Genomic DNA, 14,403 nt, shown 5'->3' on the forward strand with positions numbered 1-14,403 from the left:
CCACCCCGCCCCCGCCCCCGCAGCCGGAGGCGGCCCGGCAGCCGGCCCGGCGACCGGCAGCCCGCAGTCAAGCCCCACCCGGAAGCGAGCTACCCCCCGCGCGGCCGGGCCGGGAGTACCGCCGACACACGAAAGCCACCCGCGTCCGTCGGCCCGGACACGAACACACCCCCCAGCGCCGTCACCCGCTCCCGCATCCCCACCAGCCCATTCCCCCCGCTCGGCAACCCCGCATCCGCCGCACCACCGTCAGACGGCCCGTTCTCCACCTGCATGGCCACCTCCGAACCCCGGTGCGCCAACCGCACCCACGTCTTCGCACCCGCCGCATGCTTGTGCACGTTCGTCAGGGCCTCCTGCACCACGCGATACGCCGTCTGCTCCACCAGCGGCCCACACGCAACGGGATCGCCCTCCACCGAGAACTCCACCACCATCCCCGCCTGCCGCGACTGCCCCACCAGCGCCTCAAGATCGGCCAGACACGGCCCGTCCTCCGCCTCGGCGGCAGCCACCGCAGCCGCAGCCGCACCCACCGCAGCCAACGGAACCGCCGAAGCCACCGGCCGCCGCTTCTCCCCCGCATCCCCCGAACGCAGCACCCCGAGCATCTCCCGCAACTCCGTCAGCGCCTGCCGCCCCATGTCCCCGACCAGCGCCGCGTTCCTCACCGCCTTGGCCGGGTCCTTCAACGCCACCGCCTGCAGCGCCGCCGCGTGCACCACCATCAGACTCACCCGGTGCGCGACCACGTCATGCATCTCACGCGCGATCCGCGTCCGCTCCTCCGTACGCGCCCACTCGGCCCGCTCCTCCGCCCGGTCCGCCAGCAGCGACAGCTCCCGCTCCAGCGAATCCGCCCGCTCCCGCAAGCTCTCCATCAACCGCCGCCGCGCCCCTATATAGAGCCCGTACAACACCGGCGGCCCCGTCAGCCCCAGCGACAAGAACAACGAAACCAGCGGCACATACCAGGGCCCGGGCCTGAAGTCCCCGTCCGTGGCGTTCGCCACGTCCTGCTGCGTCCGTACGAACGTCACGATCAGCGTCCCGGCCAGGGACATCCCCGCCAGTACCACCGTGATCCGGCGCGGCACCTCCGACGCGGCCAGCGTGTACAGCGACACGATGCCCATCAGGAAAGCCATCTCGGCCGGCGTCACGGCGATCGACACCAGCACCACCGCGATCGGCCACCGCCGACGCACGACCAGCACGGACCCCGCGACCAGCCCGAACAACACCCCCAGCGGAACCGGCAGCCCCGCGTTCCCCGCGAACCTCACACCCTCCAACGCACATTCGAGCGCCGAAACCAGCGCCAGCCCCACATCCAGGACGACACTGCGCCGCCTGTCCCACCACCAGAAGCGCCGGGCGGTCATGCCCGTGGCGTCCTGATCTGCCCCCGTTACGGTCATGCCAACCACCCTACGGGCGCCCGCCACCCAATATCCGGAGACCGGACGAGTGCGGAAACAGCTGTTGGCCCCCGAAACATGCGTTGTCCACACGAACTATTGAATCGACCGCGCTTTCGACCCAAGACTCCGCATAACGAACAACGCTGCTCGCATGACGGAAATCCTCGGCAAGTACGCCGACTTCGAAGGCCTCCGCGAGCAGGCGATCTGCTCCGCCGCCAGGGCCTCAGCCGCCGCCAGATCCGCGACCGCATCCAGGTCGACAACAACGACATCCTCAACCGGCTCCTGGAGGGTGAGCCCGCCCCGGAGTGGACGAAGCGCCCGAACGCGAAAGACGACCTGCGGGCGAAGGCAAGGGAGCTGCGGCTCCAGGGCCTCACGTACGACCAGATCCAGGTGGAGCTGGGCTGCTCGAAGAGCTCGATCTCTTTGTGGGTCCGGGACCTGCCCAAGCCACCGAAGAGGACCCGCGAGGAGGCATCCACTATCGGGAAGCGAGGCTGGGAGGCAACAAACCAGCGACGTGAAATTGAGCGGGAGAGGACCAAGCGTGCCGCTACGGAGGCAGTCGGCACACTGAGGACCGCGAGCTCTTCCTCGCCGGTGTCACGCTCTACTGGGCCGAGGGCGGCAAGGACAAGTCGTACGACCGGCGCGAGTCTCTTAAGTTCATCAACAGCGACCCGAACGTGATCAAGCTCTACCTGCGATGGCTCGACCTGCTCGAGGTGCCCCGTGAGCGCCTGCGCCTCTCCGTCAGCATTCACGAATCGGCCGACGTGCCCGCCGCCGAACAGTTCTGGGCGGAGATCGCCGGCGTGGCACCCTTCGCCTTCAACAAGGCAACACTCAAGCGGCACAATCCCAAGACCATCCGCAAGAACACAGGCGACGCGTACCGGGGTTGCCTGAGCATCTACGTCACCAAGAGCGCCGACCTCTACCGTCGCATGGAAGGCGCCTGGTACGGCATAGTAGGGGCGTCACTCGCGTCCGATCCAGAAAATCGGACATAAGCGACTAACCATCCCGGGTCGTCTAATGGTAGGACAAATGGTTTTGGTCCATTGAATGAGGGTTCGATTCCTTCCCCGGGAGCTTCACTTTGCGGGTCCTGACCACACCGGTCAGGACCCGCGCGCGTTTCGGGCATGACACCCCCCGGTATCCTGCGGGTGTCCACCACCCGAAGCCGAAGGGCATCACCGTGAGCGCCAACCGCCCGGCCGCCGCCGTCGTCGTCCTCGCAGCGGGTGAGGGCACCCGCATGAAGTCGGCCATCCCGAAGGTCCTGCACGAGATCAGCGGGCGCTCGCTCGTCGGGCACGTCGTCGCCGCCTCCCGCGAGCTGAACCCCGAGCACCTCGTCGTGGTCGTCGGCCACGCCCGCGAGCAGGTCGCCGCGCACCTCGGCGAGATCGACGCCGAGGCCCGTACCGCCGTACAGGAGCAGCAGAAGGGCACCGGGCACGCCGTCCGCATGGGCCTGGAGCAGCTGGGCGGCACCATTGAAGGCACCGTCGTCGTGGTCTGTGGCGACACGCCGCTGCTGACCGGTGACACCCTGGCCCGCCTGGCCGGGACGCATGCCGCCGACGGCAACGCGTGCACGGTGCTGACAGCTGAGGTTCCGGACTCGACGGGGTACGGGCGGATCGTGCGGGACAGGGACAGCGGTGCGGTCACCGGGATCGTCGAGCACAAGGACGCCACGGACGCGCAGCGCGCGATCAGTGAGATCAATTCCGGTGTGTTCGCGTTCGACGGGCAGCTGCTTGCCGATGCGCTGGGCAAGGTTCGTACGGACAACAGTCAGGGTGAGGAATACCTGACGGATGTGCTCGGGATCCTGCGTGAGGCCGGTCACCGGGTGGGTGCGGCGGTCGCTGTCGATCACCGGGAGATCCTGGGTATCAACAACCGGGTCCAGCTGGCCGAGGCGCGCCGGCTGCTCAATGCCCGGCTGCTTGAGCGGGCGATGCTGAGCGGCGTGACGGTCGTCGATCCGGTGTCGACGTTCGTTGATGTGACGGTGACGTTCGATCAGGACGCGGTGGTGCATCCGGGTACGCAGTTGCTCGGTGCGACGCACTTGGGTGAGGGCTGTGAGGTGGGGCCCAATTCGCGGCTCACGGACACGGTCGTCCACGCGGGCGCCCGGGTGGACAACACGGTGGCGGAGCGCGCGGAGGTGGGGCCGGGGGCGACGGTCGGCCCGTACACCTATCTGCGGCCCGGTACGAAGCTCGGCCCGAAGTCGAAGGCCGGTGCGTATGTGGAGATGAAGGCCGCTGTCATCGGTGAGGGCACGAAGGTGCCGCATCTGTCGTACGTGGGTGACGCGACCATCGGCGAGTACACGAACATCGGCGCGGCGAGCGTGTTCGTGAACTATGACGGTGAGACGAAGCATCACACCACGATCGGTTCGCACTGCCGGACGGGCTCGGACAACATGTTTGTGGCTCCTGTCACGGTCGGGGACGGCGCGTACACCGCGGCGGGCTCTGTCATTACCAAGGATGTTCCGCCCGGTTCACTCGCCGTTGCCCGTGGGCAGCAAAGGAATATCGAGGGTTGGGTGGCTCGAAAGCGTCCGGGAAGTGCTGCCGCGCAGGCGGCTCAGTCGGCGGCCGAAGTGGTCGAAGGCGAAAGCTGACCGGAAACAGGTGCGCCACTGACGGCGTACCGTGATAGGTGCACACAATTCGGCTGGCTCGTATGCGATTCAAGGGCGTGCGGGCGCAGCAGCAATGATTCACGTCCGAGGAGACAGTGCTGTGACCGGGATCAAGACGACCAGCGAGAAGAAGCTGATGCTCTTCTCCGGCCGCGCCCACCCCGAGCTGGCCGAGGAGGTCGCGCACCAGTTGGGTGTCGACCTCGTGCCGACGAAGGCTTTCGACTTCGCCAATGGTGAGATTTACGTTCGTTACCAGCAGTCGGCGCGCGGTGCCGATTGCTTCCTGATCCAGAGCCACACGGCTCCGATCAACAAGTGGATCATGGAGCAGTTGATCATGCTCGATGCTCTGAAGCGGGCTTCCGCGCGGAGCATCACCGTGGTCGTCCCGTCCTACGGTTACGCCCGTCAGGACAAGAAGCACCGTGGGCGTGAGCCGATCTCGGCCCGTCTGATCGCCGACCTGATGAAGACGGCGGGTGCGGACCGCATCGTCACGGTCGACCTGCACACCGACCAGATCCAGGGTTTCTTCGACGGCCCGGTCGACCACCTGTTCGCGCTGCCGGTGCTGGCGGACTATGTCGGGGCGAAGGTGGACCGTTCGAAGCTGACGATCGTGTCGCCGGACGCCGGCCGGGTGCGGGTGGCCGACCGCTGGTGCGACCGTCTGGACGCGCCGCTGGCGATCGTCCACAAGCGCCGTGACAAGGACGTCGCGAACCAGGTCACGGTCCACGAGGTCGTGGGTGACGTGAAGGGCCGTGTCTGCGTCCTGGTCGACGACATGATCGACACGGGTGGCACGATCTGTGCCGCTGCTGACGCGCTGTTCGAGAACGGTGCGGAGGACGTCATCGTGACGGCCACGCACGGCATCCTGTCCGGCCCGGCGGCCGACCGTCTGAAGAACTCCAAGGTGAGTGAGTTCGTCTTTACGGACACGCTGCCCACCCCGGGCGAACTGGAGCTCGACAAGATCACGGTGCTTTCGATCGCGCCGACGATCGCGCGTGCGTTGCGTGAGGTCTTCGAGGACGGTTCGGTCACGAGCCTGTTCGAGGAGCAGTCGTAACTGTCGTAACGGTCTGATCCGTTGATCGATTTCTGGTACGGCCTTCCCGCCGGGTAGACTCCTTGAGTTGCTCGGCGAGGGAGGCCGTACTCATGCAGTACGGCATATCCGTTATCGACGCGCTCTTCGTAGCAGGCCGTTTCGTGGCCGGGTGACCCATCCGTTTTTTGTCACCTGCGAGGAGTGCAGCCATGGCCGAGATCAAGATCGCCGCTGAAGTCCGTACCGAGTTCGGCAAGGGCGCTGCCCGTCAGACCCGTCGTGCCAACAAGGTTCCGGGCGTCATCTACGGCCACGGCGCCGCGCCGGTCCACGTCTCCCTGCCGGGTCACGACCTGATGATGGCGCTCAAGACCAGCAACGCGCTGCTGAGCCTCGACGTCGACGGCAAGACCGAGCTCGTCATCCCCAAGGCCATTCAGCGTGATGCCATCCGTCGCACCATCACCCACGTCGACCTGCTCTCGGTCAAGCTGGGCGAGAAGGTCACGGTCGAGGTCGCGGTCCACACCGAGGGCGAGCTGGCCCCGGGCGGCAACCTGCTCGAGAACGTGCTGAACACGCTGTCGGTCGAGACCGAGGCCACGCACATCCCCGAGTCCGTCACGGTCTCCATCGCGGGCCTCGAGGCCGGTGCCTCGATCCACGCCAAGGACGTTCCGCTGCCCGAGGGCACGACCCTGGTCACCGACCCGGACGCCATCGTCATCCAGGTGCTGGCCCCGCAGGCCGAGGAGGCCCCGGCCGAGGGTGAGTCCGAGGGCTCCGAGGCCTGAGCCTCGTCGCTCACCTAGCTGTTCACCGTCCAGCCGCCGTCCCGCGCCTCTGCGCGCGGGACGGCGGCTGGCGTATGAGGGCGTACGACGCGTACGAAGGCGTATGAAGGAGACATGCAGATGACGGACGCAGCAGCCGCCGAGCCGTGGCTGATCGTGGGTCTGGGCAACCCGGGTCCCGACTACGCGGCCAACCGGCACAATGTCGGCTTCATGGTGGCCGACCTGCTGGCGGAGCGCATGCGGGCGAAGTTCAAGGCGCACAAGGCCCGTGCCCAGGTGGTGGAGGGCCGCATGGGTGCGCCGGGTCCGGCCAACCGGCGTGTGGTGCTGGCCAAGCCGTTGTCGTACATGAATCTGTCCGGTGGCCCGGTCACGGCGCTGCGTGACTTCTACAAGGTGCCGACGGCCAACATCGTCGCGGTCCACGACGAGCTGGACATCGACTTCGGCGCGCTGCGCGTGAAGCTGGGCGGCGGCGACAACGGCCACAACGGTCTCAAGTCGATGACCAAGGCGATGGGGCCGGACTATCACCGGGTGCGGTTCGGTATCGGGCGGCCGCCGGGGCGTACGCAGGTGGCGGACTTCGTCCTCAAGGATTTCTCCTCGACGGAGCGCAAGGAGCTGGGTTACTTCGTGGACCGGGCGGCGGACGCGGTGGAGTGTCTGGTCACTGAGGGCCTTGAGCGCGCGCAGAGCTCGTACAACTCCTGATATTCCCCCCTCCGGTCATGGCCAGAGGTTGACCGAGCGCGGTCATATGGCCAAGGATCGCGCTCCATGGCCTCGAAGCGGACTCAAGCCCTCCTGTACACCCGACGGACGGCGATGGCCGGCATCGCCCTGCTGCTGCTCGTCGCCGGCGTGCGTTCCTCCTGGGGCACGGCCCAGCACGTCATGCTCGCCAAGGGGCGCGAGCACGGCACGATGACGGTCGCCGCGTGCGGCGCCGAGACCTGTACCGGTCCGTACACGCCCGAGGGCCGTACGCCCGACCACCCGCGCGTGAGCATCGACAAGTCGATCGCGGCGAAGAAGGGCATGAAGCTCCGGGTCGTGGTGAAGCCCGGCACCGATGAGGTGGTACGCGCCGGAGGATCCGGGCTCCTGCACGCCTGGACCCCTCTCGGCGGCGCACTGCTGCTCGCCGGCCTGGTCATCGGTGGGGGCCTGCGGCTGACCCGCACCGCCTGGGCAGCGGGGGCGGTCGGCGGGGCGCTACTGGTCGCGTCGTTCTTCACGCTCTGAGTTCCGAGCCGCGTACCTCTGTGCGGAGCCGGAACCCCGTATTCCTGATCGTTACCCGGGACCATTGGGTCAAGTCACAGCGCAAGGGACGGATGGGCCAAGTTCCTCCTTGACGGGCCGCAGGGACCACAGGAAGCTGAGCCGCCCCCCACGGCATGCCACTTCTCTCACGTTGGACTGCCCATGCGCACCCTCATTCCCTCCAGCGCTCTGGTGACGGCTGTGACCGCCTCCCTGCTGCTGGCCCCTTCCGCCCACGCCACGCCCAAGGGCGACAACGGCACGGTGAAGATCCACAACGCCACGACCGGCGAGGAACTTCGCAAGAACGAGCCGAAAGTCTGCTCCTTCTATCTCGACGCTTTCGGCTTCGACGCGGCCCAGCAGGTCGACTGGCACATCGAAGCCTGGGCCAACAACGACCTGGCCAAGGGCGAGACCGTGAAGTCCGGTTCGCTGACGCTCGACGGCTCCGGCCACGAGCGAACCGAGGACATGACCCTGCCCGACGGCCAGTACAAGCTGTTCTGGAACTTCGAGGGCGAGAACGGCAAGGCCAAGCACAAGGTCTTCAAGACCGACTGCCCGGCCGACGAGAAGCCCGCCGACGAACCCGGTAAGCCCGCCGACAAGCCGGCCGACGAGCCGGCCGCCACTCCCAACGAGAAGCCCTCCGAGCCCGCCCCGGCAGGCGAGCAGCCGAACGGGGGCGCCTCCCCGACGGAGTCCGCTCCGGCGTCCCCGGCCCCGGCCGGTCAGGACGACGCTTCCGGCGACCTGGCCGAGACCGGTTCGGGTGCGCCCGTCGGTGTTCTCTCCGCCGTCGCCGCGGCGCTGCTCGGCGCCGGTGGCTACTTGGTGATGCGCCGCCGCAAGGCCCAGCAGAGCTGATCAGCGAACACGAACGGCGGTGGTCCTGGGGACCACCGCCGTTCGTGCTGTCCGTACCGCCGTGTCCGTCAGCCGGTGTTGCGCAGCCCTGCCGCCACGCCGTTGACCGTGAGCAGCAGCGCCCTGGCCAGCAGCGGGTCCGGCTCCTCGCCGCGTTCGGCGGCCGCGCGCTGGCGGGCCAGCAGCGAGACCTGGAGGTAGGAGATCGGGTCCAGGTAGGCGTCGCGGATCGCGAACGTCTGGTGGAGCACCGGGCTGGAGCCCAGCAGCTGCTCCTCGCCCGTGATGCGCAGGACTTCCGCGACCGTGAGCTCGTGCTCGGCGCGGATCATCTCGAAGACGTGCTTCAGCTCGTCCGGGACGAGCGTGTCGACGTAATGCTGCGCGATGCGCAGGTCGGTCTTGGCGAGCGTCATCTCCACATTGGAGAGGAAGTTCCGGAAGAAGTGCCAGTTCTGCTGCATTTCGTCCAGGACCGTGTCCAGCCCCGCCTCCCGCAGCGCCTTCAGGCCGGACCCGACGCCGTACCAGCCCGGCACGATCTGGCGTGACTGCGTCCACCCGAAGACCCACGGGATGGCCCGCAGGCCGTCGAGACCGGCGCCGCTGTCGGGGCGGCGCGAGGGGCGCGAGCCCAGGTGCAGGTCCGCGAGCTGGTCCACCGGAGTGGCGGCGAAGAAGTACGCCGGCAGGTCCGGGTCCTCGACGAGCTTCCGGTAAGCCGTGTGGGCGGCCTCGGAGACCGTGTCCATCGCCGCGTCCCAGCGCGCCAGCGACTCGTCGGACTGACGGGGTGAGGTGTGCAGCGCGGATGCCTGGAGCGTGGCGGCGACCGTCAGCTCCAGGTTCTCCCTGGCCAGAGACGGCACGAGGTACTTGTCGGAGATGACCTCGCCCTGCTCGGTCACCTTGATCTCGCCCTCCAGCGTGCCCCACGGCTGCGCGAGGATCGCGTCGTGCGAGGGGCCGCCGCCGCGGCCGACGGTGCCGCCGCGGCCGTGGAAGAGCCGCAGACGTACGCCGTACCGGTGCGCGACGTCACGCAGCCGCCGCTGGGCGCGGTGGATCTCCCACTGACTCGTCGTGATGCCGCCGAACTTCGAGGAGTCGGAGTACCCGAGCATCACTTCCTGCACGTCACCGCGCAGTGAGACGAGCCGCCTGTACGACGGGTCGGCGAGCATTTCGTCAAGGATCACATCGGCCGCACGCAGCTCGTCCGTGGTTTCAAGCAGCGGCACGATGCCGATCTTCGCCCACCCCGTGTGCAGGTCGACGAGCCCGGCCTCCCGCGCGAGCACAGCCGCGGCGAAGACGTCGTCAGCGCCCTGGCACATCGAGATGATGTACGACTCGATGACCTCGGGCCCGAAGCGCTCCAGCGCCTCTCTGATCGTGGTGAACACGCCGAGCGTCTTCTGGCCCGCGGCGTCCAGGGGAGCGGGCGTCGGGGCGAGCGGCCGCCGCGACCGCAGTTCCTTCGCGAGGAGCTTCTGCCGGTACTCGCGCGGCATGTCGGCGTACCGCCAGGACTCCTCACCGAGCCGGTCGAAGAGCTGCCCGAGGGCGTGGTGGTGCGCGTCGGCGTGCTCGCGTACGTCCATCGTGGCGAGCTGGAGCCCGAACGCCGCGAGGGTGCGGATCGTACGGTCCATGCGGCCGTCGGCGAAGAGCCCGCCGCGGTGCTCGCGCAGTGACGTCTGGATGAGCGCGAGGTCGGCGATGAGCTCGCCGGTGCCGAGGTAGTCGATGCCCGGGCGGTGCGGGGTGCCGTTGGCGAGGCGCTCGCGCGTGTTGAGGAGCTTCTGCCGGATGCAGGTGGCCTTGAGCCGGTACGGCTCCTCGGCGTTCAGCCGCTTGTAGCGGGGGCTGATGGGCAGCCGCTCCAGGTCTTCCTGGAGGGAGGACATCAGCTCCTCCGTCGCGCCCGCGTAGCGGATGGAGTTCGACAGCTGCCCACGCAGCTGATCAACGAGTTCCAGCGCATCCGTGATCCCGTGCTCGTGCTGAAGGATCAGCACTTCCCAGGTCACGGCCGGTGTGACGTTCGGATTTCCGTCGCGGTCGCCGCCGATCCAGGTGCCGAAGGTGAGCGGCCGGGTGTCGGCGGGCAGCTCCACGCCCACCCGCTCCAGCTCGGCGGAGAGGTCCTCCAGAACGTCACCCACAGCGCCCGCGTGCAGCTCATCCAGGTAATAGATGGCATTGCGAGCTTCGTCGGCAGGCTCCGGACGTACGACACGCAGCTCGTCCGTCTGCCAGATGAGGTCGATCGATTCGGCCAGACGGAGGTCATGGCGACGCCGATCGGAGGCGATCACCGGGGTCTCGAGAAGCTCCGCGATGCGGCGCAGCTTGTTCAGCACGGACCGGCGTGCGGCCTCGGTCGGATGGGCGGTGAAAACCGGCCTGACGTTGAGGTTCTTGACGGTGTGGCGCAGGTGCTCGGGGTCGGCGTCCTTGAGCTTGTCAGCCGTTCGGGCGAGGAGCCCGCCCTCTTCGGCACGCTTGGCGCGCATCTCACGACCGCGGTGCACCTGCTCGGTGACGTTGGCAAGATGGAAGTACGTCGAGAAGGCGCGCACCAGCCTGGCTGCGGTTTCCAGGTCGGTGTCGCCGAGCAGTTCGGCGGCGGCCTCCCCGTCGGTGCGCGTCAGGGCACGCACGCGCTCCACCAGCTCGAGGAGTTCGTGGCCTTCCTGCCGTACGAGCGTCTCGCCGAGCAGGTCGCCGAGACGGCGGATGTCGGCACGCAGCTCCGCGCTGGTGTTGGAGTTCTGGTCGGCACTGCTCACAGGTGCGGCTCCTTGCAGTGTTTGAGCACGTCTGGAGGTTATGTGGACCACGCTGTCCGACGGCACCCAGGATATGCGGCGCGGCCGAACGCGTTCCCCGCGGCCTCTTGCCGCCGGGCAAAGCGCTGCCATACTTACGACGCCGTAGGTTACGCAACCGTAGCCAAAGGTTTCGCAGCTACGGCTTTGGCAACCAGAGCTTCTGACACTTCCCTCACCCCACAGGGGACCCCATGACCACTCGTTCCGACGTGCTCGAAGATGCCCGCGAGGCGGGTAGCGACACCTCGGCCCCCACCGCCACCCGCGGCGGGGAGTCCAAGCGCTCCATCGAGCAGCTCGCGCTTCTCCTCTTCATCACCGTCCCCTTCCTGGCCCTGCTGGCTGCCGTGCCGCTGGCCTGGGGCTGGGGCGTGAGCTGGTTCGACCTGGGCCTGATGGTCTTCATGTACTACCTCGGATGCCACGGCATCACGATCGGCTTCCACCGCTACTTCACCCACGGTTCCTTCAAGGCGAAGCGCCCGCTGCGCATCGCCCTGGCGGTCATGGGCTCGATGGCGGTCGAGGGCCCCCTGGTCCGCTGGGTCGCGGACCACCGCAAGCACCACAAGTTCTCGGACGCCGAGGGTGACCCCCACTCCCCGTGGCGTTTCGGCGAAACACTCCCGGCCCTGATGAAGGGCCTGTGGTGGGCGCACATCGCATGGATGTTCGACGAGGAGCAGACGTCGCAGGAGAAGTACGCCCCGGACCTGATCAAGGACCCGGCGCTGCGCCGCATCTCCCGCGACTTCGTCTACTGGACGATCCTGTCCCTGGCCATCCCGCCGCTGGTCGGTGGCCTGGTGACGATGTCGTGGTGGGGCGCGTTCACGGCGTTCTTCTGGGGCTCTCTCGTCCGCGTGGCGCTCCTCCACCACGTGACCTGGTCGATCAACTCGATCTGCCACGCGGTGGGCAAGCGCCCGTTCAAGTCGCGTGACAAGTCCGGCAACGTCTGGTGGCTCGCGGTCCTGTCCTGCGGCGAGTCCTGGCACAACCTGCACCACGCGGACCCGACGTCGGCGCGGCACGGCGTGATGAAGGGCCAGCTGGACTCCAGCGCCCGCCTGATCCGCTGGTGCGAGAAGGCCGGCTGGGCGTACGACGTCCGGTGGCCGAGCGCGGACCGTATCGACTCCCGGCGCAAGAGCGAGCCCTCCGAAGCGGCATGATTGGTGACGTGGCGATCGACGGCAGCAGTACGAACAGCGAGAAGAGCAGGCCCACTCCGAGCCGGCGCGCCCGCCGCGTCCGCATGACCGGTAAGGAACGCCGCGAACAGCTGCTGGACATCGGCCGCACGCTCTTCGCCGAGAAGGGTTTCGAAGGCACGTCGGTGGAAGAGATCGCAGCGAAAGCCGGCGTCTCCAAACCAGTGGTCTACGAACACTTCGGCGGCAAGGAGGGCCTGTACGCGGTAGTGGTGGACCGTGAGATGGGTCGCCTGCTGGACATGGTCACGGGCGCCCTTACGGCGGGCCACCCCCGCGAACTCCTGGAACAGGCCGCATTCGCCCTCCTGGACTACATCGAGACGTACACGGACGGCTTCCGCATCCTGGTGAGGGACTCCCCCGTAGCCCAGTCCACGGGATCGTTCGCCTCCCTCATCAGCGACATCGCCACCCAGGTGGAGGACATCCTGGGCCTGGAGTTCAAGGCCCGCGGCTTCGATCCCAAACTGGCCCCCCTGTACGCCCAGGCCCTGGTAGGCATGGTCGCCCTCACCGGCCAGTGGTGGCTGGACGTCCGCAAGCCGAAGAAGGCGGAGGTCGCGGCGCACCTGGTCAACCTGTGCTGGCACGGCCTGGAGAACCTGGAAGCCAAACCCCGCCTAATAGGCCACCGCAAGAACTGATCACCCCGGAACCACGCGAGCGGGCCGCCCCGGAAGAGGGCGGCCCGCTCGCGTTGTCTCCGGAGGCGTTCGCGTCAGACGGTACGGTCCAGCCCGTCGCCCTTGATTCCGCCGAGGAACGCGACGAAGGCTGCGGCGCTGACGGCGAGCACGGGACCTCGTTCGCCCTTCGAGTCACGGACTCCGACCCAGAACCGGGCACGTGCGATCTCGACGCACTCGTTGTCGGCCGCGCTGTAGCTGCTCTTGAACCAGCCCGCAGCCGCGAGCTCAGCGGCGGTTTGCGCGTTACTCATCGAGGGCGCCCTTGTCGCGCTGTGGCCGATAGCTCGTCGCCCTTGATCCCGCCGAGGAACGTCGCGAACGCATCGGCGGTGACAGCAAGAACCGGGCCTTGCATGACCTTCGAGTCTCGGATGCCGGTCGTGCCGTCAGCGAAGGCCACCTCGACGCAGTTGTCGCCGCCTGAACTAAAGCCACTCTTGAACCACACCGTGTCCGCTGCTCCACTGTGGAGAGAAACGCGATCAGTCATGGGGACGCTCCTGCGTCAGTTCGCTGAGAAAGGCAGTGAACGCAGCGGAGGTGACGACGAGTACGGGCCCCTGCACGGCCTTCGAGTCGCGGATGCCGGCCTTGCCGTCAATGAGGGCAACCTCGACGCAGTCTCTGTCGCCTGCGCTGTAACTGCTCTTGACCCACGACGCCTTACTCAGGTCGACCTGCCTGCTCAACTCAGCTCCTCGATGGTCTTGCGGATAAAGGCGCAGGACTCGTCCGTGCCGAGCGCCCTTGCCCGCAACAGATTGAACGCAAGTTCGTACTGCCCCACGTGTGCATCTTCCTCCAGGTACAGGGAAGTTGTCAGGGGCTCCACCACGACTACTGGGTCACCGCTGTCGAATCGGAACACCGTGTAGGAGCCGGCGCTCACCCCGGCGTGGGCGCCCAAGCCGAAGGGCATGACTTGGAGCTGTACGTGAGGGACTTCGTCCTGAACGTTCAGCAAGTGGTGCAACTGCGCTCGCAGCACTTCGCTCCCGCCTACGCGCCGGCGCAGCACCGCCTCGTCCAGCACGCACCAGAGACTGAGAGGTAGCTCCCTCCGGAGGACTGCCTGGCGGCGCATACGCAACTCCACGAACGTGGATACCTCGCGCTTCGTGCGCCACCGCGTACCGGAACTCACAACCGCGTGCGCGTACTCCTCGGTCTGGAGGAGCCCCGGGATGAGCTGGGACGCGTAGAAGTCGGCGTGATTGGCCAGCTCCTCCAGCTCAAGGTAGTCAGCGAAGGGGTCGTCGATCGCGTCTCTGTACTGGTTGAGCAGATTGCCTCGACGCCCGGAGGAAGCAAGGCTGGCCAGCCTTCGGATCTCGGTCTTACGGCTCTCCGGTACGTCGTAGATCGCGAAGTACTGATCGAGCGACGCGCCCGGGACCCGCATCTTGCCGTTCTCGATCTTGCTGAGCACGGGCGGCCCGGACATGCCCAGCCGTTCCGATGCCTCCTGAAGGCTGAGACCGGCCCGCTGCCGAAGCGTCCGCAGAGCAAGCCCCAGCCGCCTCCGCATCAATGTCGGCTTGGCATCCACCACTGCCC

Annotated in this window: 14 protein-coding genes, 1 tRNA gene and 1 pseudogene; 10 read left to right on the plus strand and 6 right to left on the minus strand. The window is 67.6% G+C overall.

The window, feature by feature from the left end; all coding sequences use genetic code 11:
- Window positions 1-89 precede the first annotated feature (89 nt).
- The gene (locus tag J7E89_RS28000; RefSeq protein WP_214977238.1) at window positions 90-1,421 is read right to left on the minus strand and encodes a sensor histidine kinase; all 1,332 of its coding nucleotides are present in this window, start codon (window positions 1,419-1,421) and stop codon (window positions 90-92) included.
- Between the two features lie 154 nt (window positions 1,422-1,575).
- Here J7E89_RS28000 and J7E89_RS28005 point away from each other — a divergent pair.
- From J7E89_RS28005 to J7E89_RS28040, 8 genes and pseudogenes are all read left to right on the plus strand, one after another.
- Window positions 1,576-2,443, plus strand: a pseudogene (locus J7E89_RS28005) (hypothetical protein).
- Window positions 2,444-2,454: 11 nt separating this feature from the next.
- Window positions 2,455-2,525 (plus strand) — tRNA-Gln (locus J7E89_RS28010).
- A gap of 109 nt (window positions 2,526-2,634) precedes the next feature.
- Window positions 2,635-4,086: a bifunctional UDP-N-acetylglucosamine diphosphorylase/glucosamine-1-phosphate N-acetyltransferase GlmU gene (glmU, locus tag J7E89_RS28015; protein WP_214977239.1), complete on the plus strand. Its 1,452-nt coding sequence runs from the start codon at window positions 2,635-2,637 to the stop codon at window positions 4,084-4,086.
- A 121-nt stretch (window positions 4,087-4,207) separates the two neighbouring features.
- Window positions 4,208-5,185: a ribose-phosphate diphosphokinase gene (locus J7E89_RS28020; protein ID WP_214977240.1), complete on the plus strand. Its 978-nt coding sequence runs from the start codon at window positions 4,208-4,210 to the stop codon at window positions 5,183-5,185.
- A gap of 191 nt (window positions 5,186-5,376) precedes the next feature.
- The gene (locus J7E89_RS28025) at window positions 5,377-5,961 is read left to right on the plus strand and encodes a 50S ribosomal protein L25/general stress protein Ctc (RefSeq protein ID WP_214977241.1); all 585 of its coding nucleotides are present in this window, start codon (window positions 5,377-5,379) and stop codon (window positions 5,959-5,961) included.
- A 120-nt stretch (window positions 5,962-6,081) separates the two neighbouring features.
- Window positions 6,082-6,678, plus strand: coding sequence for an aminoacyl-tRNA hydrolase (gene pth / locus J7E89_RS28030; protein ID WP_214977242.1), 597 nt, complete (start codon window positions 6,082-6,084; stop codon window positions 6,676-6,678).
- Between the two features lie 66 nt (window positions 6,679-6,744).
- A complete protein-coding gene (locus J7E89_RS28035) occupies window positions 6,745-7,212 on the plus strand; it encodes a hypothetical protein (RefSeq protein ID WP_214977243.1) in 468 nt (155 codons plus the stop codon).
- 183 nt (window positions 7,213-7,395) lie between these two features.
- On the plus strand, window positions 7,396-8,103 hold the full coding sequence (locus tag J7E89_RS28040; RefSeq protein ID WP_214977244.1) for an LPXTG cell wall anchor domain-containing protein: 708 nt from the start codon (window positions 7,396-7,398) through the stop codon (window positions 8,101-8,103).
- A gap of 68 nt (window positions 8,104-8,171) precedes the next feature.
- Here the strand turns inward: J7E89_RS28040 and ppc are convergent, their stop codons facing one another.
- A complete protein-coding gene (gene ppc / locus J7E89_RS28045) occupies window positions 8,172-10,898 on the minus strand; it encodes a phosphoenolpyruvate carboxylase (protein WP_214977245.1) in 2,727 nt (908 codons plus the stop codon).
- 233 nt (window positions 10,899-11,131) lie between these two features.
- On the opposite strand from ppc, the gene J7E89_RS28050 reads away from it, so the two are divergent.
- Complete coding sequence (locus tag J7E89_RS28050) at window positions 11,132-12,115, plus strand: acyl-CoA desaturase (RefSeq protein ID WP_214977246.1); 984 nt, start codon at window positions 11,132-11,134, stop codon at window positions 12,113-12,115.
- The gene (locus J7E89_RS28055; protein WP_214977247.1) at window positions 12,112-12,801 is read left to right on the plus strand and encodes a TetR/AcrR family transcriptional regulator; all 690 of its coding nucleotides are present in this window, start codon (window positions 12,112-12,114) and stop codon (window positions 12,799-12,801) included. The genes J7E89_RS28050 and J7E89_RS28055 overlap by 4 nt, the downstream gene beginning before the upstream one ends.
- Before the next feature lie 74 nt (window positions 12,802-12,875).
- Here the strand turns inward: J7E89_RS28055 and J7E89_RS28060 are convergent, their stop codons facing one another.
- From J7E89_RS28060 to J7E89_RS28075, 4 genes are read right to left on the minus strand one after another with little or no spacing between them, the layout of a single operon-like run.
- On the minus strand, window positions 12,876-13,097 hold the full coding sequence (locus J7E89_RS28060; RefSeq protein ID WP_214977248.1) for a DUF397 domain-containing protein: 222 nt from the start codon (window positions 13,095-13,097) through the stop codon (window positions 12,876-12,878).
- Window positions 13,094-13,336: a DUF397 domain-containing protein gene (locus J7E89_RS28065; protein ID WP_214977249.1), complete on the minus strand. Its 243-nt coding sequence runs from the start codon at window positions 13,334-13,336 to the stop codon at window positions 13,094-13,096. The genes J7E89_RS28060 and J7E89_RS28065 overlap by 4 nt, the downstream gene beginning before the upstream one ends.
- Window positions 13,329-13,535 (minus strand): DUF397 domain-containing protein, encoded by a 207-nt coding sequence (locus tag J7E89_RS28070; RefSeq protein WP_214977250.1) that lies wholly within the window; start codon window positions 13,533-13,535, stop codon window positions 13,329-13,331. Before J7E89_RS28070 ends, J7E89_RS28065 begins: the two co-directional genes overlap by 8 nt.
- The gene (locus J7E89_RS28075; RefSeq protein WP_251061197.1) at window positions 13,532-14,374 is read right to left on the minus strand and encodes a helix-turn-helix transcriptional regulator; all 843 of its coding nucleotides are present in this window, start codon (window positions 14,372-14,374) and stop codon (window positions 13,532-13,534) included. Before J7E89_RS28075 ends, J7E89_RS28070 begins: the two co-directional genes overlap by 4 nt.
- Window positions 14,375-14,403 lie beyond the last annotated feature (29 nt).

This window comes from Streptomyces sp. ISL-100 (genome assembly GCF_018614615.1).
Classification (GTDB): Bacteria; Actinomycetota; Actinomycetes; order Streptomycetales; family Streptomycetaceae; genus Streptomyces.

Excerpts from the sequence above, each read along its gene's own strand:
- J7E89_RS28025 (WP_214977241.1), top strand. The coding sequence starts at position 5,377 with ATGGCCGAGATCAAGATCGCCGCTGAAGTCCGTACCGAGTTCGGCAAG.
- J7E89_RS28060 (WP_214977248.1), bottom strand. The coding sequence starts at position 13,097 with ATGAGTAACGCGCAAACCGCCGCTGAGCTCGCGGCTGCGGGCTGGTTC.
- J7E89_RS28055 (WP_214977247.1), top strand. The coding sequence starts at position 12,112 with ATGATTGGTGACGTGGCGATCGACGGCAGCAGTACGAACAGCGAGAAG.
- J7E89_RS28035 (WP_214977243.1), top strand. The coding sequence starts at position 6,745 with ATGGCCTCGAAGCGGACTCAAGCCCTCCTGTACACCCGACGGACGGCG.
- J7E89_RS28075 (WP_251061197.1), bottom strand. The coding sequence starts at position 14,374 with ATGCGGAGGCGGCTGGGGCTTGCTCTGCGGACGCTTCGGCAGCGGGCC.
- J7E89_RS28065 (WP_214977249.1), bottom strand. The coding sequence starts at position 13,336 with ATGACTGATCGCGTTTCTCTCCACAGTGGAGCAGCGGACACGGTGTGG.
- J7E89_RS28000 (WP_214977238.1), bottom strand. The coding sequence starts at position 1,421 with ATGACCGTAACGGGGGCAGATCAGGACGCCACGGGCATGACCGCCCGG.
- J7E89_RS28050 (WP_214977246.1), top strand. The coding sequence starts at position 11,132 with ATGACCACTCGTTCCGACGTGCTCGAAGATGCCCGCGAGGCGGGTAGC.
- pth (WP_214977242.1), top strand. The coding sequence starts at position 6,082 with ATGACGGACGCAGCAGCCGCCGAGCCGTGGCTGATCGTGGGTCTGGGC.
- J7E89_RS28040 (WP_214977244.1), top strand. The coding sequence starts at position 7,396 with ATGCGCACCCTCATTCCCTCCAGCGCTCTGGTGACGGCTGTGACCGCC.